The sequence below is a fragment of the Paracoccus sp. S1E-3 genome (assembly GCF_013868135.1).
In the GTDB taxonomy this organism is placed as follows: Bacteria; Pseudomonadota; Alphaproteobacteria; order Rhodobacterales; family Rhodobacteraceae; genus Paracoccus.
On record NZ_JACEMU010000004.1, the window covers coordinates 1,284,607 to 1,305,947 of the forward strand.

Genomic DNA, 21,341 nt, shown 5'->3' on the forward strand with positions numbered 1-21,341 from the left:
ACGCCGACCGCACAACATTGCTGTGTGAAATTACCGGCCAGGAACATGAAACTGTGCGTGAACCTGCGCCAAAATCAGGGATTGCGCAGGAATAATATCGACAGGCAGTTGAAAAGATTGGCGCACCCGAGAGGATTCGAACCTCTGGCCTCTGCCTTCGGAGGGCAGCGCTCTATCCAGCTGAGCTACGGGTGCCTGCGCGACTGACTAACCGCAATCGCGGCCGCCCGCAATGGGCAGCTGCGAAAATCGGCGCTCAGGCGAACAGCTCGCGGCTGAATTGCAGGCCGTCGATCAGGGCGTCGACCTCTGCCCTGGTGTTATACATGCCGAAGCTGGCCCGTGCGGTGGCCGTCACCCCGAAGAAATCCATCAGCGGCATGGCGCAATGGCTGCCCGCGCGCACAGCGATGCCGCGCTTGTCGAGAATGGTGGCGATGTCATGGGCATGGGCGCCGTCCATGGTCATCGAAAAGATCGCCCCCTTGTCCGGCGCGTCGCCCTGGATATGCAGCCAGTTCAACTCGCGCAGACGCTCGCGCGCGTAATCGCGCAGCATCTTTTCATGGGCGGCGATGTTCTCCATCCCGAGACCCATCATGTATTCCAGTGCCACGCCCAGACCGATCTGGTTGACGATGCCGGGCGTCCCCGCCTCGAATTTCAGGGGCGCATCGGCATAGTCCACGCTGTCGCGTGTCACCGTGCGGATCATGTCGCCACCGCCCATGAAAGGCCGCATCTCGGCCTGACGTTCGCGGCTAATCCAGATCGCGCCCGAGCCGGACGGACCGTAAAGCTTGTGTCCGGTGATGCAGTAGAAATCGACCCCGAGCGCGCCCACATCCACCGGCAAGTGCACCGCCGCCTGGCTGCCATCGGCCAGCACTGGCACATCGGTGCCGCGCGCAATGGCGCCCACATCGACCACGGTGCCCGTCACGTTCGACATGTGAGTGACCGCGATCAGCCTGGTCTTCGGGCCGACCGCCGCCAGCACCTTTTCGGGCGGAAGCGAACCGTCGGCCTCAGGCTCGACCCATTTCAACACCACGCCCTGCCGTTCGCGCAAGAAGTGCCAGGGCACGATATTCGCGTGGTGCTCCAGCACCGACAACACGATCTCATCGCCCGGCTGGAAGCGCGGCGCGGCCCAGCCATAGCTGACCAGATTGATCGCCTCGGTCGCGCCCGAGGTGAAGATCACCTCGTCCTCGTGCGGCGCGTTCAGGAAGCGGGCGATGGTGCCACGCACACCCTCGTATTTCTCGGTCGCGAGATTCGAGAGGTAATGCAGCCCGCGATGAACGTTGGCATATTCGCCCTCATACGCGTTGGAAATCGCGTCGATCACCACCTTGGGCTTCTGGGCGCTGGCGCCATTGTCCAGATAGACCAGCGGGCGGTTGTTCACCTGCCGCGACAGGATCGGGAAATCGGCGCGGACGGTTTCGACATCAAAGCTCATGGCTGCACCTCTGCGGGAAGTTCCGGCATCAGACCGAAAGCGCCGGCCAGCACGGTCAGGAAGATCAGCGTCACCATCGTGGCGCCGATCAGGCCCAGAAAAACCAGAACCGCGCTGGAAAAGCCGTGCAGCGCCTTGATCATCTGCACGCTGAGCCACGCGATCAGCACAAGCGCGGCAATGCCCAGAATGCTGCCGAGAAAGGGGAAGACCAGCATCAGAACCACCTGCGCCGCCTGTGCGGCCAGCAACAGGAATTCCAGCCAGATGACGACCAGCAGCGCGTCGGGAAAATCGCCCTGCCCGCCAAAGGCGCGGCCGACGGCGGCGATGAGCCACGCGGTCAGCACCATGCCGCCGGTCTGCAGCGCCACGCGGGCCAGGGGCGACAGCTCGGGAATGCCAAGGCCGCCTTGCGCCAGTTCGGGGAAGATCTTCACCGCCAGCGTGCCCAGAATGGCCGACAGCACCACCACCAGCGCCAGCGCCATCCAGCGCACCTGCATGGGCAGGTCCAGCTTTTGCAACTGACGCACGGCAAGCGCGGGGTCGCGCAGCGAATTTCGCGTCAGGATAACCAAATCGCCCATCCTCATCCCCGCCTTGCAAGGGCACGGAGACCGCCGCCCCAGATGAACAGAAAACCGATCCCGGCGACCAGCCGTGTGAGGCTCAGCGCCGGGCTGGGACCGATCATCCCCTCGACCAGCCCGGCCAGCAGCATCGCGGGCGAAATCGCCAGCAGCGCCCAGAACAGCGCCAGCCGCGAGTCCTCTCCGTCGAGCCGCCACGGGGTCAGCCGCGACGCCAGCGCCACCAGCGAGGCGACGGCGTAGGCGAGAAGCGGCATCATCAGCAGCACCGCCGTCAGCGCGCCCGCCATCCGCCCCCCCAGCGGCACCGAGGGGTCGAGCGCCGCCGCCCGCGCATGGCCGGGGGCCTGCGCGATCAGGAAGACCAGCATCGCGCCCATCAGGACGGCCAGCATCGCGCCTTCGGACATTGGCGACAGCCCAGCCACGACCCGACCGGGCCGGCGCCAGCTGGCCAGCACCCGCGGCGCGACGCCCGCGCTTATGCGTGCCTTGTCAGCCATGCGTCCAGACGTTCGCTGATCTGCTCGCGCAGGGCCTCATCCTCGACCTCGGCCAGGGCGTCAGCCAGGAAGGACAGCACCATCAGCACGATGGCCCGCCCCTTCGGCACCCCGCGCGAGCGCAGGTAGAACAGCACCGTCTCGTCGATCGCGCCGGTGGTCGAGCCGTGGCTGCATTTCACGTCATCGGCATAGATTTCCAGCTCGGGCTTGCCCAGAAACTGGCTGTTCTCGTCCAGCAGCAGCGCCTGGCTGATCTGATAGCCGTCGGTCTTCTGCGCGCCCGGCTTGACCAGAATCTTGCCCTGGAAAACGCCCTTGGCGCCGTTCTTCAGCACCTTCTTGTAGACCTGACGCGACTCTCCCCGCTCGGCCCCATGGGTGATGAAGACGGTGTCGTCATGGACAAAATCGCCGTTCTTGCCATCCCCCAGCACCGCGCCGGCGATATGGGCCACGGCATCGTCGCCAACGATATCGATCACCGCCTCATGGCGCATCAGCGTGCCGTTCAGCGACAGGTTGAAGGATTTGAACAGCGCCTTCGCGGCCACGCGGGCGAAGATGCCGCCCCAGCCCAGCTTCTGATAGCCCGCGCGCTTGGCCGAGATGTGGTGGAAGCGCGCGCCCTCCATCACGTCCACCTCGATCACATAGTTCGAGCGCGCGCCGGTCATGCCGGTTTCCAGCACGGTGACCTCGGCCCCCGGCTCGACCACGATGACATGGTGGAAATAGACATCGGCGCCGTCGTCGGCGCGGCGGTGGATCAGATGGATGGGACGCGCGGGCCTGCCGCTCACCCGGATCAGCGCACCGTCCCGCGCCACCGCCGTGTTCAGCGCCCCGAAGGGACGCGCCACGCGGTCATGCCCGGCGGCCTCCAGCGTGCCGTAAACCGGGGCCGCCCAGTGGTCCGCCTGCCCTTCGGCAGCGGCCAGCGTGTCGATCTGCACGCCTTCCAGCGCCGGATCGTCCGAGGCCTCGGCATCGAAAATCCCGTCCACGAAGACCAGCCGCAACCGGTCGATATCCTCGAACAGAGGGCCGTCCGGGCCGCTATCGGCAATCTGGAGCGGCGCGGGCACGGCGGCATTGAAGGCCGCGGGATCGGTATAGCGCCAGTATTCGTCGCGCCCGCGCGGCAGGCCCATCTTTTCGAACCGGGCCAGTGCCGCCTTGCGGGCCGCAGCGGTGAAGCCGCCCGCCGGCAGGTCCAACGCACCGAGCCGGGCAGCGAGGCCCGGATCGGCGGCCCCCGCCTCGCGGGTCAGAACTGCAGTCTCCGCCATCAGCCGACCTCCGCCGCGAGAATGTCGGCATAACCGTTCTTCTCGACTTCCAGCGCCAGTTCGGGGCCGCCGGTGCGGATGATCCGGCCATCGGCCATGATATGCACCACGTCCGGCTGGATGTGGTCCAGCAGGCGCTGATAATGGGTGATGACCAGGAAGCTGCGATCAGGCGCGCGGAGCGCGTTCACGCCCTTGGCGACCAGCCGCATCGCATCCACGTCCAGACCGGAATCGGTCTCGTCCATGATGCACATCTTCGGTTCCAGCATGGCCATCTGCAGGATCTCGTTGCGCTTCTTCTCACCGCCCGAGAAGCCGACATTGACCGGGCGCTTCAGCATCTCGGCGTCGATGTCCAGCGATTTCGCCTTCTCGCGGACGACCTTCAGGAATTCGGCGGCCGAAAGCTCCTCCTCGCCGCGCGCCTTGCGCTGCGCGTTTACCGCGGTGCGCAGGAAGGTCAGGTTGCCGACGCCGGGGATTTCCACCGGATACTGGAAGGCCAGAAACAGGCCGGCCGCGGCGCGTTCTTCAGGCTCCAGCGCCAGCAGGTCGTCGCCGTTCAGGGACGCGCTGCCTTCGGTGACCTCATAGCCGTCGCGGCCCGACAGCACATAGGACAGCGTCGACTTGCCCGAACCGTTCGGCCCCATGATCGCGTGAACCTGACCGGCCGGAACCTCCAGATTGACCCCTTTGAGGATCTGCTTGTCCTCGTCTTCCAGCTTGGCGTGGAGATTATCGATTTTCAGCATGGCGTTTCCTTTATTCTGGCTCCGGCCGGCGGTCCGGTCGGTAAATCCTGTTCCTGCGTTAGGTCGGTCACTGCCACGAGGCGGAACCTGACACAATCATGGGACCGCAGGCAAAAAGCCTGCGACCGAAATTTCTACCCGTTCACGACCTTGGCCATATAGGTATCGAGCTGAGCTTCCGTGATCACCCGGCGATCCAGAAGCAACTGCAACACCAATACCGTCAGATCGAAGCTGGCGAATACGCCGTCCGACAGCACGGCAAGATGCTTCAACCACTCGGTATCCTGCGTATTCAGTTCCAGCAGCGCCCGAACAAACACGGCGTCGCCGTCAATCAACTGACTGCGCACAGCACGTGCCCGGCCATCACTCACGATATTCTTGAGCGGCTTTGCCCAGAAGGTCATGAACTTGTGCAGATGATAGCCGCTTTCACGCAGTTCGGCCATCTGCGCATCCAGAAGCGGCTGGTCCACGTAAAGCGGGATCGCAGCCACTTCGGTGATGACCGCGACCGCCCCACCCAGCATACGACGCCCGTTCTCGAATACCGTGCGTTCGCCGCCCTGAATGTCGATCTTGACCAGGTCGACCTGCGGCATGTCCAGATCGTCCAAGCGGCTGGTCGAGAACGGAATTCGCTGTATCACGCGCCCCTGACGGTGGAAACGGCCCAGATAATCAAACGCCGCCACATTGGGTTCCAACATCGAGGTGAAACCAGAGGCCTTGCAGACGTTCAGCACCCTGTCGCCACCATCACCGACCGCATGTGGCAGGTAATGTTCACGCGGACCTGCCAGCTTGATCAAATCTTCATAGGCGCTTTGCTGCGGCTCGAAACCCCAGACATCGCAGCCATCCAGATCCATCAGCAGCTTATAGGGTGGTGCGGTCAACGGATTGGCCCCGATATCGACCACGCGTGTCCGCCGTTCCGGCTTCAGCGCTTCAAGCAAATAGGCCAGCCGGTCGGCAGCGGTGGTTTTGGTTATCTGGTCCACGCCACTATCCCCGGAACACCAATGCCGCGCCGAAGGCGATGAAGACGAAGCCCAGCAGCGTCGTCCAGCTTATGCTTTCCTTCAGATACAGCCATGAAAACCCGACGAATACCGCCAGTGTCATGACCTCCTGAATGGTTTTCAGCTGCGCCGCCGAATAGGTACCGTGGCCCATCCGGTTCGCCGGGACCGCAAGGCAGTATTCGAAGAAGGCGATGCCCCAACTGACCACGATGACCAGAAACAGGGGCGCCGACTTGAACTTCAGATGCCCGTACCACGCGAAGGTCATGAAGACATTCGACGCCGCCAGCAGCACTACCGGCATGACCGCCTGCATATTGATCGCCATGGGTCACGCGATCGGAAACGGGCACGGCATCACCTATTCCACCGTGACCGAGGTGCCCGAAGCCGAGACCATCAGCATGTTGTTGATGACCTCGTAATCCAGATCGACGCCGACGACGGCATTGCCGCCCCCGGCCCGCGCCCGGTCCTGCATCTCGAGCAGCGCCGACTCGCGGGCCTCGGCGAGCACCTTTTCATAGGCGCCCGACCGTCCACCGACGATGTCGCGGATTCCCGCGAACAGATCGCGGAAGATATTCGCCCCGATGATCGTCTCGCCTGTCACCACGCCGTGATAGGCGGTGATCCGGCGGCCTTCGACGCTGGGGGTGGTGGTGACGATCATCCGACGGAACCCTCCAACGAGATCGCCACCAGCGATTGCGCTTCCATGGCGAACTCCATCGGCAACGCCTGCAGCACGTCGCGCACGAAACCGTTCACGATGACCGCCACGGCCTGTTCCTCGTCCATGCCGCGCTGGCGGCAGTAGAACAGCTGGTCGTCATCCACCTTCGAGGTGGTGGCCTCGTGTTCCACGCGGGAGGACGAGTTCTTCACCTCGATATAGGGCACCGTGTGGGCGCCGCATTGATCGCCGATCAGCAGGCTGTCGCATTGCGTATAGTTGCGGCTGTTGGTGGCGCGCGGATGCATGCTGACAAGGCCGCGATAGGTGTTCTGCGCCTTGCCGGCCGAGATCCCCTTGGAGACGATGCGCGAGCGCGTGTTCTTGCCCAGATGGATCATCTTGGTGCCGGTATCGGCCTGCTGGTGATTGTTGGCGATGGCGATCGAGTAGAACTCGCCCGAGGATTCCTCGCCCCGCAGGATGCAGGAGGGGTATTTCCAGGTGATCGCAGAGCCGGTTTCCACCTGCGTCCACATCACCTTGGCGCGGGCCTCGCGGCAATCGGCGCGCTTGGTCACGAAGTTGTAGATGCCGCCCTTGCCCTCCTCGTCGCCCGGGAACCAGTTCTGGACGGTCGAGTATTTCACCTCGGCATCTTCCAGAATCACGATCTCCACCACGGCGGCATGCAGTTGGGCCGTGTCGCGCTTGGGCGCGGTGCAGCCTTCCAGATAGCTGACATAGGATTTCCTGTCCGCAATGATCAGCGTGCGCTCGAACTGGCCGGTATTTTCCGCATTGATGCGGAAATAGGTCGACAGCTCCATCGGGCAGGTGACGCCCGGCGGGATATAGACGAAGCTGCCATCCGAGAAGACGGCGCTGTTCAGCGTCGCATAGAAATTGTCGGTCGGCGGCACGACCGAGCCGAGATATTTCTTCACCAGCTCGGGATATTCACGGATTGCCTCGGAGATCGAGCAGAAGATGACGCCGGCCTTCTTCAGCTCCTCCTTGAAGGTGGTGCCGACGCTGACCGAATCGAAGACGGCATCGACGGCCACCTTGCGGCCTTCGGCCGGGGTTGCGCCAACACCTTCGACGCCGGCGAGGATCATCTGTTCCTTCAGCGGAATGCCCAGCTTTTCATAGGTCGCCAGCAGCTTCGGGTCGACCTCGTCCAGCGATTTCGGCTTCACCGCCATGCTTTTCGGGCGGGCATAGTAATACTGATCCTGAAAATCGATTTCGGGATAGTTCAGCATCGCCCATTTGGGTTCCGCCATGGTCACCCAGCGGCGATAGGCCGCCAGACGCCATTCGGTCATCCATTCGGGTTCTTCGTTTTTCTGGCTGATCAGACGGACGATGTCTTCGGACAGGCCCTTGGGGGCGTAGTCCATCTCGATTTCCGTGTCCCAGCCATACTTGTAGCTGCCCATATTCGCGACGGTTTCGACCGTTTCACGGTCAACACCCTCGCGCACCTCGAGATCGGTGGTCACGTTCATCCTTTGTCCTTCCTTCGGCCGGGCCGCAGCCTAGCCATTCCTGCCGCGCCAGCGTGAATACGCGGTTTCCCACGCATCCGCAAATCGGTTGATCTGATCGTCACCCAAAGCCGGGCTTATGGATACGCGGATCGCCGATTGCGCGGTGCTGTCGTCAAAACCCATCGCCTGAAGCGTGCCGCTGGCCCGGATCTTGCCCGAAGAACAGGCAGATCCCGCTGACACCGCAAACCCTGCCAGATCCATCTGCATGACTTGCGTTTCACCCTTCCAGCCCGATGTAAGAATGCAGGTCGTATTCGGCAAGCGGCGCGCGCCTTTTCCAGCAATTATTGCATCGGGCGCCGCGGCCAGCATCCGGGCCTCCAGCGCGTCGCGCCGGGCCTCGACCTCGTCCCAAAGCCCCGCTTCCAGATCGCGCTGCGCGGCCCCGGCCGCCGCCGCGAAGCCGAGAATACCGATCAGGTTCTCGGTGCCTCCGCGCCGGCCCTGTTCCTGACCACCGCCGCGCATCCGGGCGTCGATCTCGGTGCCCTTCTTCAGGATCAGGGCGCCGATTCCCTTCGGGCCGCCCAGTTTATGGGCGCTGACAAACCCGGCCGTGATCCCCAGCCAGTTGAAGGCAAACGGAATTTTCCCGAATGCCTGGGTCAGATCGCTGGAAGCCAGCCCTTCGGGCAGCGTCTGGATCACCCCGGTTTCGTTATTCGCCAGTTGCAGGCTCGCCCGAGCCGGTTCCGGCACGGCGACGAGACCGTTTCCGTCCACCGCCAGATCCTCGGCACACCATGCCTTGACCGCGCTGTGTTCGACCGGCGCGCAGGAAATTTCCTGCCCCGCCAATACCATCGCCGCCGCCTCGGTCGCGCCCGAGGTGAAAATCACATCCGCCCCTTCCGCGCCAAGCGCAACCGCCACCTGCTCGCGCGCGCGTTCCAGCGCCATCTTGGCGGCGCGCCCCTCGCTGTGAACCGAGGAAGGGTTGCCCGCCATCTCCATCGCCTCGATCATCGCGGCCTTGACCTCGGGGCGAAGCGGCGTGGTGGCATTCCAGTCCAGATATTCTCTCATTTCAACGCCTCAGCGATCCGCGTGGCGAGTTTCTGCGCCACCTCGTCCTTGCCCATACGGGGCCAAGCCTCCGCCCCAGCATCGGTGATGAGCGTGACGGTGTTCTGACTTCCACCAAAGGTATCGGTGCCGGTTCCGACATCATTCGCCACGATCCAGTCGCTGCCCTTGCGCTTCCGCTTGGCGGTGGCGTTGTCGACGACATTCTCGGTCTCGGCCGCGAAGCCCACGACCAGCTTCGGTCGGCCTTTCTTCAGCTTGCTCACCCAGGCGAGAATGTCCGGGTTTTCGGTAAACTCCAGCACTGGCATCTTGCCGGAGCCGTCCTTTTTCAGCTTGGTCCCGGCGGCATTGGCGATCTTCCAGTCCGCCACCGCCGCGGCCATGACAGCGGCATCAGCCGGCAACGCCTCCTCGACCGCCGCGCGCATCTGGTCGGCAGTCTCGATCCGAATCACCTCGACCCCGTCCGGCGCGGGCATGCTGGCCGGCCCGGTGACGAAACTGACCCGCGCGCCCAGATCGCGCAGCGCGGCAGCAATCGCGGCGCCCTGCGCGCCCGAAGACCGGTTCGAGATATAGCGCACCGGATCGATCGCCTCCTGCGTTGGACCCGAGGTGACGATGACATGCCGACCGCTCAACGCGCCGACCTTGCTTTCGGGCCCCAGCCGCAGCGGTGCCGGGCGCGCGGGCGTCGGCATCTCCAGCGGGCGCGCAAGCCCGCCTGCCGCGGCAAGCGCCTCGCGGATCGCGGCGGTGATCGCAGGCGGCTCGGCCGCGCGGCCCGGACCGAACTCGCCGCAGGCCATGTCACCCTCATCCGGGCCGACGACCAGAACCCCGTCCTGTTTCAAGGTCGCAAGGTTGCGCTGCGTCGCCGGATGCAGCCACATGCGCACATTCATCGCCGGCGCGATCAGCACACGCTTGTCCGTCGCCATCAGCAGGGTCGAGGCGAGATCGTCGGCATGGCCGCCCGCCATCTTCGCCATCAGATCGGCGGTCGCGGGCGCGACGACGACCAGATCGGCATCGCGCGACAACTGGATATGGCCCATCTCGGCCTCGCGCGTCAGGTCGAACAGGTCGCGATGAACCGGCTCTGCCGCCAGCGCCGCGACCGAGAGCGGGGTCACGAATTCCTCGGCCGCGCGGGTCAGGACCGGGACAACACGATAGCCTTCCCTGCGCAGATCACGGATCAGGGTCAGCGATTTATAGGCGGCGATGCCGCCGCCGATGACCAGAAGAATACGGCTGCCCTGCATCGGCGCCTCCTTGAGTGCTGCATTCCGCAGATATGCGACCGGGGCCAGAACAGCAAGGAAACCTGCCGGAAAGGCCCCATTAACCATTCCTTAAGCCTGCCGCCCTACGCTCCGCGAAAAAAGGGGTGGGGCATGGTCGCGATTGCCTATACGGTCGCCTTCGAAGGGGTCGAAGGCCGGCTGGTCGAGGTTCAGTGTTCGGTGGGCGCGGGTCTGCCCGGCTTTGCCATTGTGGGCCTGCCCGACAAGGCGGTCTCGGAAGCGCGCGAGCGGGTCCGCGCCGCCTTCGGCGCGTTGTCCATCGCGCTGCCGTCCAAGCGCATCACGGTCAATCTCTCGCCCGCCGACTTACCAAAGGAGGGCTCGCATTTCGACCTGCCCATCGCGCTGGCGGTCCTTGCCGCGCTGGAACTCGTTCCCGCCGAATCGCTGTCTGAGACCGTGGCTCTGGGCGAACTGGCCCTCGACGGTCGCCTGGTCCCGGTTGCGGGTGCCCTGCCCGCTGCGATGACTGCGGCCGAGGATGACCGCGCCCTGATCTGCCCCGCCGTGAGCGGCGCCGAAGCCGCCTGGATCGGCGCGATCCCGGTCTTCGCCGCAGCCCACCTGCGTCAGGTGCTGGACCACCTGACCGAGCGCACGCCACTGGCACGCGCCCGGCCGGGTGAGGTTGCCGCCCCGCCCCGCCATGGCGACCTGCAGGACGTGAAGGGGCAGGAACGCGCCAAACGCGCGCTGGAAATCGCCGCCGCCGGTCGTCACCATCTGCTGATGGTCGGACCGCCGGGCGCGGGGAAATCCATGCTCGCCGCCCGCCTGCCCGGCCTGATGCCGCCCCTGACCCCGGCCGAGGCGCTGGAAACCTCGATGATCCATTCGCTCGCCGGACTGCTGAAGAATGGCGGCATTCCGCGCCATGTCCCCTATCGCGATCCCCATCACACCGCCTCGATGGCGGCAATCGTCGGCGGCGGCCGCGGGGCGCAGCCGGGCGAGATCAGCCTCGCCCATAACGGCGTGCTGTTCATGGACGAGTTCCCCGAATTCTCGCGGCAGGTTCTGGACACGCTGCGCCAGCCCATCGAAACGGGCGAGATCGTCGTCGCCCGCGCCAATGCCCATGTCCGCTATCCCAGCCGCTTCCTGCTGGTCGCCGCCGCCAATCCCTGCCGCTGCGGGCATCTGGCCGACCCCGCCCGCGCCTGCGCCCGCGTGCCGGTCTGCGGAGAGGATTATCTGGGCAAGGTCTCCGGTCCGCTGATGGACCGCTTCGATCTGCGGATCGAGGTCCCCGCTGTCAGCCTCGACGACCTTGACTTGCCGCCCGCAGGCGATAGCTCGGCCCGAATCGCCGCCCGCGTGGCCGACGCCCGCGACCGCCAGACCGCGCGTTTCGCCAGCTTCGATCCGGGTCCACGCGGCCCGCGTTGCAATTCGGAAACCCCACCGGCCCTGCTGGAACATGTCGCCCAGCCGGATGCAGAAGGCCGCGATCTGATCCGCCGGGCCGCCGACCGCCTGGGCCTGACCGCACGCGGCTATCACCGGGTGCTGCGCACAGCCCGCACCATCGCGGATCTGGACGAAAGCACCAATGTCCATGCCAATCACATCGCCGAAGCGCTCAGCTATCGCCTGCCCTTCATCGCCGGCGGATGACCGGGGCAAAGGCACCTGCCGATACGGTTCGGCTGCCGAAGGGGCTTGAAGTTCTCCGGAAGATCGCCGTTGAAATTACCGCCTCGCCGAGCGCCTGGAAACATCGTCTGCGGACCAAGAGACGTTGATCTTCTCAGACACATGGCTGGACCTCCGGAGGTCGTTCACCCGGCGCACAATTGTGACGGTGCCGGCGTGTCATATCCGGCAGACACGCCCCAACATGGCCTCGATGAGAGCATCTCTGCTGTATTGAACGCTCTGCCAGTCGGTTTGCCCAAGGTGATCGCGGCCAGGCGGGGCGTTGTCCTCAAGCGAAGTGGATGGGCCTTTGCGGTCGTGCGCGGCCTAGATGCAAAGCAGAGCGCGAGCTGCCCCGCCGGAACGCGGACCGGCTGGGGCCGACCGCTACCTGCGCACGGCACTCAACGCGGCATCTATCGAATCGCACCTTTTCTGGCCACGATCTCGGGTTCTCTCCCGTTTTCCGTTTGCCAGGGTGACGATGACTCCGGCTTGGTTCAGACATCTGTCTGATGACCCGCCAAGTCCTCCCCTCACCGAACGTCCAGCCCGGACGATTGCGACAACTTGCGCTTCAGCGCTGACCCGCAGCGGGCCTTACAGTCCAAAACCGTGACCAATTCTGTTCGCGGCATCCATACCAAATGCCGTTTGGGCGCCTGATGGGCGCGACCAGCATCAGGTCCCCAAAGCTTTTCCTGACATGTCAGCCGCCGACCCATGCCAGCCGGGATGCCTTGCTTCTGCGCACCTCGCTGCGGCCCGAGACGCGGGCCATCTGACCCGAGCGTTTAACCCACCCGTTCAGTGATCCTGCGCTCGATCGCGTCCCAGATCGCCGCCGCGCCGTTCACGCCGTCAAAACGCTCCAGCTCCTGCAGGCCCGTAGGCGAGGTCACATTGATTTCCGTCAACCAGCCATCGATCACGTCGATCCCGGTGAACAGCAGCCCCTTTTCGCGCAGACTCGGTCCGATCGCCGCGCATATCTCACGCTCGCGTTCCGTCAACTCTGTCTTTTCGGGTCGTCCCCCGACATGCATGTTCGAACGCGCCTCACCCAGGGCAGGCACCCGATTGATCGCACCAATCGGTTCGCCATCGACAAGAATGATCCGCTTGTCGCCGTTCTGAACCGCTGGAAGATAGCGCTGCGCAATAACCGGCTCCCGATTGATCCCTGCAAATTGCTCCATCAGCGAGGACAGGTTCGGATCGTCCGGCCGCAGATGGAAGACGCCCGCCCCACCATTGCCGTAAAGCGGCTTGATGATGATATCGCCATGCGCATCGCGGAAGGCGCGAATTTCGGCCAGGTCACGGGTGATCAGCGTCTCCGGCGTCAGGTCGGGGAAGTCGAGCACCATCAGCTTTTCGGGACTGTTGCGCACCCAGAAGGGGTCGTTCACGACCAGCGTATCGCCCCGGACGCGGTCCAGCAGATGCGTCGAGGTGACATAGCCCATATCAAAAGGCGGATCCTGACGCAGCCAGACCACGTCAAACTCGCGCAGATCCACGGTCGCCCAATCCCCGAAATCGACGTGATTGCCCGCCTCGCGCCGCAGCGTGATCGGGCGCCCCTTCGCATACACACGCCCCGCCCGATAGGTCAGCCTGTCCACGGTGTACTGAAACAGCCGATGCCCCCGCGCCTCGGCCTCAAGTCCGATCCGGAAAGTGCTGTCTGCGTTGATGGCCACATTTTCAATCGGGTCCATCTGCAAGGCGACATAAAGGCTCATGGCGGCATCCTCTGCTTTGCCGCGTTGTGAGACGTTCTGCGCCGCAGATCAAGCCGTTACGATCATTGTTCCCAGAAGGCGTTTTCGATGATCTCGATCCGGCCATATTGATCGACCAAAGCCGCATCCAGGCGCATGTCGGTCAATTGCCCGGACGGCAGCGTCCCGCAAAATTCGCAGGCGGCGCGACAGATCCGATCGATCTGCCGACGAGACAGCCGTTCGGCAGCGCGCGAAAAATCCTTCGACGCCTTCACTTCGACAAAAATATACTGATCGCCCTTGCGCAGGATCATGTCGACTTCACCCGCCTTTCCCCGCCAGCGGGTTTCGACCAATGTGTATCCTGCGCGCTGATAATGATCGGCGACCGAAGCCTCGGCCAGGAGGCCGGCGTGATAGGCGGTCTTTCCACGGATCTGACGCGGGGTGGCAGGTGACGGCTGCGGCAGGATGACCGGCGTGACGGCGACGCGATCAAAGTCGAAACAAAGCTGCACTATCGATCCTTTCCCAGCGACAGGGCCATTTGATAGGCATCCCGCCGCGCAATTCCGAACTGGTCCGCGACCACGGCAGCCGCATCGCGCACCGACATTTCCTCCAGCAACGCCAAAAGCGCCGCTTCGACATCGCCCGCATCAGCCGCCTGCGCAGCGGGGCGATCCAGCAGCAGGACAACTTCGCCCTTCACACCCCCATCAGGAATGTGGGCGGCAATTTCAGCTGGCGTGCCGCGCATGACTTCTTCGAACTTCTTGGTCAGTTCCCTGCACAGAACAGTAAGACGATTCGGGTCAATCTCGCACAAAATTCCCAATGTTTGCTTAACGCGCCGGGGGCTTTCGAAGATGATGGCGGTGGCATCCGTGGCGGCCACCTCGGCCAGCCATGTGCGTCTTGCACCCATCGCCTGCGGCGCGAATCCGGCGAACAGGAAGCGGTCGCTGGGAAGCCCCGCCACCGTCAGCGCCGCCAGCGCGGCCGAGGCGCCCGGAACCGCATGGACCTTGCCCCCCGCGGCGACCGTTTCGCGTGCCAGCCGAAAGCCGGGATCGGCCACGAGCGGCGTTCCCGCATCCGAGCAATAGGCGACCGATTTGTCGGCGCCCAACGCCTCGATCAGCGTTACGCCCTGCCGGTCTTCGTTGTGATCGTGATAGGCGACGATTCGCCGGCCACGCAGGGGCACACCATGGATATCCATCAAGTGCCGCAGCGTACGCGTGTCTTCCGCGGCCAGCACATCGGCCGTATTCAGCACATCCAGCGCGCGCAGGGTGATGTCGCGCGCGGTTCCTATGGGCGTCGCCACCAGATACAGGCCCGGATCGAGCCTGGGCGCCTCGATCCGGGCAGGCAGCGGTCGGGGGACATCGGTTTGGTCGGTCACGTCAGGCTCGCTTAGAAGTGACCCCGCGTTGCCAAGGCGGGGTGTTGTGAATAGGCTGCGGCGCAAAGCCACACCACCTGACAATAGGGAATCATTCTGATGTTCACCATTGCCAAGCGAATCACGCGCCGGGCCACCCTGGCCGGCATCGTGGCTGCGGGCCTTGCGGTCGCCGCCTGCCAGCCGACGAGTCTTGGCCGGTCCGGCCCCGCGATCGGACCCCAGATCGATCCCAGTCGGCCCGTGCAGGTGGCCCTGCTGGTCCCCGGCGGCACCGGCAATGCCGATCTCGACTGGCTGGGCCGGTCGCTCGCGAACTCGGCGCGGATGGCGGCAGCGGATGCGCGTGGCGCCCGCATCGACCTGCGCGTCTATACCACCACCCCGGCCGAGGCCTCCGCCGTCGAAGCCGCCGAAAAGGCCGCCGCCGAAGGGGCGAAAATCATTCTCGGCCCGCTTTTCGCCGATTCCGCCAATGCCGTCGGCAATGCGATGAAGGACAACAACCTCAACGTGCTGTCCTTCTCGAACAACGCGGAAATCGCGGGCGGCAACGTATACGTGCTGGGCAACACCTTCCAGAACGTTGCCGACCGGCTGGTTCGCTATGGCGTCAAGCAGGGGCTGCGCCGCTTCCTGATGGTCTATGAAAACGACCCCGCCGGCCAGATCGGCGCCAGCGCGATCGAAACCGCCATCGCCCAGAACCGCGCCACCCTGACCGGCAAGCAGCAGCACGCGCTGTCGCAGGACGGCATCGACGCGATCATCCCGGCCGTCAGCGAGGCCGCCAAATCGGGCCGCATCGACGCCATCTTCATGACCGCCAATCAGCAGGCTGTTCTGCCCTATCTGACTGACAAGCTGAACGCGGCGGGCGTCACCTCGGCCCAGACGCAGTTCATGGGGCTGACCCGCTGGGACATTCCCGCCGCGCGGCTGTCCCTGCCGGGCGTTCAGGGCGGCTGGTTCGCCCTGCCCGACACCACGCTGCAGGCGGATTTCATGAACCGCTACCGCGCCGCTTACGGCGAGGCGCCCCACGACCTCGGCTCGCTGGGCTATGACGGCGTCGCGGCGATCGCGGCGCTCGTCGGCTCGGGCAACAAGAACGCCGTCAACACCGTGGGGCTGACCCGTCCGGCCGGCTTCACCGGCATCAATGGTGTCTTCCGCCTGCGCCCGAACGGCACCAACGAGCGCGGCATGTCGATCGCCACGATCAACGGCGGCAAGGTGGTCATCATCGACCCGGCACCGCGCAGCTTCGGCGGCGGCTTCGGGTTCTGACTTGAGCGCCGACGAGACCCTGCCCCAAAGCGCCCCGGCATTGCCCGGGGCGCATTCCATCTTCGACCCCGCGACCTTCCTGCCGGAACTGGACGCACGGCTGCGTGCCGCCCCGGACGCCCGCGCGATCCGGGCCGAAACGGTCGCCACGCTGCAAGCGGCACGCAGCGCGGCCATGGAGGACATCATTGCAGGCTTTTCCAGCCATCCCCGCGCCGCCCGCGAAACCGTGCGCGCCATCGCCAGCCTGACCGACGCCACCGTCATCACCATCCACCATGTCGCGACGACCCATCTGCACCCCCGCCGCTCGCCGACCGAGGCCGAGCAGCTGGCCGTTCTCGCCGTTGGCGGCTATGGCCGGGCGGAAATGGCCCCGCAATCCGATGTCGACCTGCTGTTCCTGACCCCCTACAAGACCTCGGCCTGGGCGGAAAGCGTCGTCGAATCGATGCTGTATATGCTGTGGGACCTGAAGCTGAAGGTGGGTCACGCCACCCGCAGCATCGATGATTGCCTGCGGCTGGCGGCGCAGGACATGACCATCCGCACCTCGCTGGTTGAACATCGCCCCGTCACCGGCCAGGTCACCCTGGCCGAGACCCTGCGCGACCGCCTGTGGGGCGAGCTGTTCGACCGCACCGTTCCCGAATTCATCGAGGCCAAGCTGGCCGAGCGTGACGGCCGCCACAGCCGTCAGGGCGGCCAGCGTTACGTCCTCGAACCCAATGTCAAGGAAGGCAAGGGGGGGCTGCGCGACCTGCAGACGCTCTACTGGATCGCCAAATACATCCATCGGGTCGAGCGCGCGGCGCAGCTGGTCGACCTGGGCTTCTTCTCGCGCGAGGAACATCTGGCATTCTGGCAGGCCGAGGATTTCCTTTGGGCGGTCCGCTGTCATCTGCACCTGATAGCCGGGCGGCCTGTCGACGTGCTCAGCTTCGACATGCAGGTCGAGGTGGCGAAGCGCATGGGCTATTACGACCGGCCAGGACGACGCGCGGTGGAACTGTTCATGCAGGATTATTTCCGCCATGCCACCCGCGTGGGCGACCTGACCCGCGTCTTCCTGACCGCACTGGAAAGCCGCCACGTTTTCCAGCAGCCGCTGCTGGAACGGATCTTCCGCCGCCGCAAGAAGATGCGCCCCGGTTTCGCCGAAAACGCCGGGCGGCTGACTTTCGCCGACCCCGATACGGCGCTGAAGGACCCGCTGAACATCCTGCGCCTCTATGAGGAAGCGCTGCGCACCGGCGTCCTTATCCACCCCGAGGCGATGCGGCTGGTCGCATCGAACCTCGATCTGATCGACGATGACATGCGCGAAAACCCCGAAGCGGTGCGCATCTTCCTCGACCTGCTGCTGAAACACGGCAATCCGGAACGCGCGCTGCGCCGCATGAACGAGCTGGGTGTTCTGGGCGCATTCATCCCCGAGTTCGAACCCATCGTCGCGATGATGCAGTTCAATGTCTACCACCACTACACGGTGGACGAGCACACCATTCAATGCATCGTCGCCCTGTCAGAGATCGAGCAGGGCCACGAGGTCGAGGACCTGCCCATCGCCAGCCGCATCATGGCCGGCGACATCAACCGTAGGGTGCTGTATCTGGCCGTGCTGATGCATGACATCGGCAAGGGCCGCCCCGAGGATCACGCCATCATCGGCGCCCAGATCGCCCGGCGGGTGACCACCCGGCTTGGCTTCTCGGCGGACGAGGTCGAAACGGTGGAATGGCTGGTGCGGAATCACCTTGTCATGTCGGACGTGGCGCAGAAGCGTGACATCTCGGACCCACGCACGATCCGCGACTTCGCCAAGGCGGTGAAGTCACGCCGCAGGCTCGATCTGCTGCTGGTGTTGACGGTCTGCGACATTCGCGGCGTCGGGCCGGGGACGTGGAACAACTGGAAGGCGGTGCTGCTGCGCCAGCTTTACGAGCAGACCGCCACCGTGCTCGACAGCGGCATGGAGGCGCTGAACCGCGATCAGCGCCGCGACGAGGCCAAGCGCGCCCTGCGTCATCTGCTGGTCGCGCAGGGCTGGGAGGCCAAGGCGATCCGGGCCGAGACCTCGCGTCATTACGCCAATTACTGGCAGGGCCTGCCGACCGAGACGCAGGCCGTCTTTGCCCGCCTGCTGAACGGTATTTCCGATAACGAGATCCGCATCGACCTGCATCCCGATGCCGACCGCGACGCCACCCGCGCCGCCTTTGTGCTGGCCGATCATCCCGGCATCTTCTCGCGGCTGGCAGGCGCATTGGCGCTGGTGGGGGCCAATGTGGTCGATGCGCGCACCTATACCTCCAAGGACGGCTATGCCACGGCGGTGTTCTGGGTGCAGGATTCCGAAGGTCATCCCTATGACGCCGAACGCCTGCCGCGCCTGACCAAGATGATCGACCGGACGCTGAAGGGCGAGGTGGTGGCCCGCGACGCCTTCGCCGACAAGGACCAGATGAAGAAGCGCGACCGCGCCTTCAAATTCCCGACGCATATCACCTTCGACAATGACGGCTCCGAAATCTACACCATCGTCGAGGTGGACACCCGCGACCGTCCCGGTCTGCTTTACGATCTGACCCGGACACTGGCGGCCAATCACATCCAGATCGCCAGCGCCGTGATCGCCACCTACGGCGCGCAGGTGGTCGATAGCTTTTACGTCAAGGACGCCTTCGGGCTGAAGCTGCACCAGCCAGCCCGTCGCGAGACCCTTGAGAAGAAACTGCGTCAGGCGATCCGCGAAGGCGCCGAGCGGGCAGGAGCATAAGCATGAAGAAATCCATGGTGGCCGGGTTCATCTCGGTCGGATTGTGGACGTTTTTGTCCCGCATCACCGGTTTTGTCCGCGACATCCTGATGGCCGCCTGGCTCGGCACCGGCCCGGTTGCCGAAGCGTTTCTGGTGGCCCTTTCGCTGCCCAATATGTTCCGCCGCTTCTTCGCGGAAGGTGCCTTCAACACCGCTTTCGTCCCGATGTTTTCCAAAAAGCTGGAAGGCGGCGATGACCCGCAGGGCTTTGCCGAGGACGCCTTCGCCGGGCTCAGCTTCGTGCTGCTGGTCTTTACCGCGCTCGGCATGATCCTGATGCCGGGCCTGGTCTGGCTGATGGCGGCCGGTTTTGTGGGCGACGAGCGTTTCGACCTCGCCGTCGAATACGGGCGCATCACTTTTCCCTATATCCTGCTGATCTCGCTGGCCTCGATGGTCGGCGGCGTGCTGAACGCCAATCACCGCTTCACCGCCGCCGCTGCTGCCCCAGTGCTGCTGAACCTTCTGTTCATCGTCGCCATGTATCTTGGCCGCTGGTTCGGCTGGGATCTGGGCCTGACACTCGCCTGGGCCACGCCGGTGACCGGCATTGCCCAGCTTGGCCTTGTGTGGTGGGACGCCCATCGCAACGGGTGGAGCTTTCGGCCCCGCCGTCCCCGGCTGACCCCGGATCTGCGGCGGCTGCTGGCCATTGCCCTGCCTGCCATGTTCGCGGGCGGCGTGGTGCAGATCAACCTGCTGGTCGGCCGTCAGGTCGGCTCGTTCTTCGAGGGCGCGATCGCGTGGCTCAGCTATTCGGACCGGCTCTATCAGCTGCCGCTCGGCGTCGTCGGCGCCGCGGTGGCGGTGGTGCTGCTGCCTGAACTGGCCCGACGCCTGCGGGCCGAGGATCATGCCGGCGGGCAGGCCGCATTTTCGCGCGCGCTGGAATTCGGGCTGTTCCTGACCCTGCCCGCCGCCTTCGCGATCAGCGTGATCGCGGTGCCTATGGTCTCGACCCTGTTCGAGCGGGGCGAGTTCACCGCCTTCGACACCCGCCAGACCGCCAATGCGCTGATCGTCTATGCGCTCGGCCTGCCCGCCTTCGTGCTGCAAAAGATTCTGCAACCGCTGTATTTTGCCCGCGAGGACACCCGCACCCCCTTCCGCTTCGCGGTCATTTCCATGGTTGTGAACGCCGTGGTGGCCTTTGGATTGATGGGCGTGCTGGGCTTTCTGGCGGCCGCTATCGGGACCTCGGTCGCGGCATGGGTCATGGTCGGGCAACTGTGGTGGGGGACGCGCCATATGGGCCAGTCGGTGCGGGCCGATGCCCGGGTCCGCCGGACCGCGCCGCGGATCGCGCTGTCCTCGGCGCTGATGGCGGCGGCGCTGTGGGGGATCAACCTGTGGACCGACCGCATCGGGATGCACCGCCTGCCCGAACTGGCCTTGCTGGTCTTTGGCGGGGCGACGATCTATTTCGCGCTCAGCTTCGCGACCGGCGCGATCACGCTGGCCGACCTGAAGCGGAACGTGAAGCGTTAACCGAGGTTGGCGAGGCCGGGAAAGGTTTCCAGCATCCAATAGGACAGGTCGGCCATTCGCCCGCTGATCAGCATCAGCCCGACGAAGATCAGCAGCACGCCCATGACGCGCTCGATCGTCTTCATATAGGGCTTGATGCGATTCATCACGCCGATGGCGCGGTTGATGAAAATGGCCGAAAGCAGGAACGGAATGCCCAGCCCCAGGGCGTAGACCGCCAGCAGCACGGTGCCCCGCGTGGCATCGGCATCGGTCGCGGCCAAGGACAGGATCGTGCCGAGCAAGGGACCGATGCAGGGCGTCCAGCCAAAGGCAAAGGCCAGACCCAGCACGTAGGCGCCAAAGGCGGATCCGCCCTGATCGCCGGTGTCCAGCCGCGCCTCGCGGTCCAGCAGGGGAATGCGGAAGACATGCAGGAAATGCAGGCCCATGACAATCACGGCGACGCCGGCGATCCGCGCCAGCCAGACCTGATATTCCAGAAACGCCCGCCCCAGGGCCGAGGCCGCGAAGCCCATGACCAGAAACACCGTGGACAGGCCCAGCACGAACATCAAGGCGGCGGGCACGGCGCTGCGCTCGCCCGATTTCAGGCCGTTCACCCCGACACCGGTCATATAGGCCAGATAAGGCGGCACGATGGGCAGCACGCAGGGCGACAGAAACGACACCACCCCGGCCAGCAGGGCGACAAGGGCGGCGGGCAGGAAGCCTGCGTCGATCAGATCAATTCCAAACATGCGGC

General features: G+C 64.8%; 19 protein-coding genes and 1 tRNA gene. 4 read left to right on the plus strand and 16 right to left on the minus strand.

Annotated elements, in window-relative coordinates; genetic code table 11:
• Positions 1 to 118 precede the first annotated feature (118 nt).
• The 12 genes from H1S04_RS06410 to H1S04_RS06465 all read right to left on the minus strand — a co-directional run bounded on the left by H1S04_RS06410 (position 119) and on the right by H1S04_RS06465 (position 10,177).
• A tRNA-Arg gene (locus tag H1S04_RS06410) sits at positions 119 to 195 on the minus strand.
• Positions 196 to 256: 61 nt separating this feature from the next.
• Complete coding sequence (locus tag H1S04_RS06415; RefSeq protein WP_181744684.1) at positions 257 to 1,468, minus strand: cysteine desulfurase; 1,212 nt, start codon at positions 1,466 to 1,468, stop codon at positions 257 to 259.
• Entirely contained in the window at positions 1,465 to 2,058 is a 594-nt protein-coding gene (locus tag H1S04_RS06420) for a Yip1 family protein (protein WP_181744685.1), read from the minus strand. The genes H1S04_RS06415 and H1S04_RS06420 overlap by 4 nt, the downstream gene beginning before the upstream one ends.
• Before the next feature lie 2 nt (positions 2,059 to 2,060).
• Complete coding sequence (locus H1S04_RS06425; protein ID WP_181744686.1) at positions 2,061 to 2,564, minus strand: hypothetical protein; 504 nt, start codon at positions 2,562 to 2,564, stop codon at positions 2,061 to 2,063.
• A complete protein-coding gene (locus H1S04_RS06430) occupies positions 2,543 to 3,856 on the minus strand; it encodes a SufD family Fe-S cluster assembly protein (RefSeq protein WP_181744687.1) in 1,314 nt (437 codons plus the stop codon). Before H1S04_RS06430 ends, H1S04_RS06425 begins: the two co-directional genes overlap by 22 nt.
• Complete coding sequence (gene sufC, locus H1S04_RS06435; protein WP_181744688.1) at positions 3,856 to 4,614, minus strand: Fe-S cluster assembly ATPase SufC; 759 nt, start codon at positions 4,612 to 4,614, stop codon at positions 3,856 to 3,858. Before sufC ends, H1S04_RS06430 begins: the two co-directional genes overlap by 1 nt.
• Positions 4,615 to 4,748: 134 nt before the next feature.
• On the minus strand, positions 4,749 to 5,621 hold the full coding sequence (locus tag H1S04_RS06440; protein WP_181744689.1) for an FkbM family methyltransferase: 873 nt from the start codon (positions 5,619 to 5,621) through the stop codon (positions 4,749 to 4,751).
• A 4-nt stretch (positions 5,622 to 5,625) separates the two neighbouring features.
• Positions 5,626 to 5,973, minus strand: coding sequence for a DMT family protein (locus H1S04_RS06445; protein ID WP_181744690.1), 348 nt, complete (start codon positions 5,971 to 5,973; stop codon positions 5,626 to 5,628).
• Positions 5,974 to 6,006: 33 nt separating this feature from the next.
• On the minus strand, positions 6,007 to 6,318 hold the full coding sequence (locus H1S04_RS06450; RefSeq protein ID WP_181744691.1) for a heavy metal-binding domain-containing protein: 312 nt from the start codon (positions 6,316 to 6,318) through the stop codon (positions 6,007 to 6,009).
• Positions 6,315 to 7,835, minus strand: coding sequence for a Fe-S cluster assembly protein SufB (gene sufB, locus H1S04_RS06455; protein WP_181744692.1), 1,521 nt, complete (start codon positions 7,833 to 7,835; stop codon positions 6,315 to 6,317). The genes H1S04_RS06450 and sufB overlap by 4 nt, the downstream gene beginning before the upstream one ends.
• Positions 7,836 to 7,865: 30 nt before the next feature.
• Positions 7,866 to 8,906: a cysteine desulfurase family protein gene (locus H1S04_RS06460; protein WP_181744693.1), complete on the minus strand. Its 1,041-nt coding sequence runs from the start codon at positions 8,904 to 8,906 to the stop codon at positions 7,866 to 7,868.
• On the minus strand, positions 8,903 to 10,177 hold the full coding sequence (locus tag H1S04_RS06465; protein WP_181744694.1) for a phosphopantothenate--cysteine ligase family flavoprotein: 1,275 nt from the start codon (positions 10,175 to 10,177) through the stop codon (positions 8,903 to 8,905). Before H1S04_RS06465 ends, H1S04_RS06460 begins: the two co-directional genes overlap by 4 nt.
• A 132-nt stretch (positions 10,178 to 10,309) precedes the next feature.
• Between H1S04_RS06465 and H1S04_RS06470 the strand changes: the two genes are divergently transcribed.
• On the plus strand, positions 10,310 to 11,836 hold the full coding sequence (locus H1S04_RS06470) for a YifB family Mg chelatase-like AAA ATPase (protein ID WP_181744695.1): 1,527 nt from the start codon (positions 10,310 to 10,312) through the stop codon (positions 11,834 to 11,836).
• A gap of 815 nt (positions 11,837 to 12,651) precedes the next feature.
• On the opposite strand, the gene gshB is transcribed toward H1S04_RS06470, so the two are convergent.
• From gshB to rsmI, 3 genes are all read right to left on the minus strand, one after another.
• Positions 12,652 to 13,605, minus strand: a complete 954-nt coding sequence (gene gshB, locus H1S04_RS06475; protein ID WP_181744696.1) for a glutathione synthase — start codon at positions 13,603 to 13,605, stop codon at positions 12,652 to 12,654.
• Positions 13,606 to 13,667: 62 nt separating this feature from the next.
• A complete protein-coding gene (locus tag H1S04_RS06480; protein WP_298946582.1) occupies positions 13,668 to 14,105 on the minus strand; it encodes a YraN family protein in 438 nt (145 codons plus the stop codon).
• Complete coding sequence (gene rsmI, locus H1S04_RS06485; RefSeq protein ID WP_370470467.1) at positions 14,105 to 14,998, minus strand: 16S rRNA (cytidine(1402)-2'-O)-methyltransferase; 894 nt, start codon at positions 14,996 to 14,998, stop codon at positions 14,105 to 14,107. Before rsmI ends, H1S04_RS06480 begins: the two co-directional genes overlap by 1 nt.
• Positions 14,999 to 15,097: 99 nt before the next feature.
• On the opposite strand from rsmI, the gene H1S04_RS18615 reads away from it, so the two are divergent.
• From H1S04_RS18615 to murJ, 3 genes are read left to right on the plus strand one after another with little or no spacing between them, the layout of a single operon-like run.
• Entirely contained in the window at positions 15,098 to 16,288 is a 1,191-nt protein-coding gene (locus H1S04_RS18615; protein ID WP_255435463.1) for a penicillin-binding protein activator, read from the plus strand.
• 19 nt (positions 16,289 to 16,307) lie between these two features.
• Positions 16,308 to 19,067: a [protein-PII] uridylyltransferase gene (locus tag H1S04_RS06490; protein WP_255435537.1), complete on the plus strand. Its 2,760-nt coding sequence runs from the start codon at positions 16,308 to 16,310 to the stop codon at positions 19,065 to 19,067.
• Positions 19,068 to 19,069: 2 nt separating this feature from the next.
• The gene (murJ, locus tag H1S04_RS06495; RefSeq protein WP_181744698.1) at positions 19,070 to 20,596 is read left to right on the plus strand and encodes a murein biosynthesis integral membrane protein MurJ; all 1,527 of its coding nucleotides are present in this window, start codon (positions 19,070 to 19,072) and stop codon (positions 20,594 to 20,596) included.
• Here the strand turns inward: murJ and H1S04_RS06500 are convergent.
• Positions 20,593 to 21,336, minus strand: a complete 744-nt coding sequence (locus tag H1S04_RS06500; protein WP_181744699.1) for a cytochrome c biogenesis CcdA family protein — start codon at positions 21,334 to 21,336, stop codon at positions 20,593 to 20,595. The genes murJ and H1S04_RS06500 overlap by 4 nt on opposite strands.
• Positions 21,337 to 21,341 lie beyond the last annotated feature (5 nt).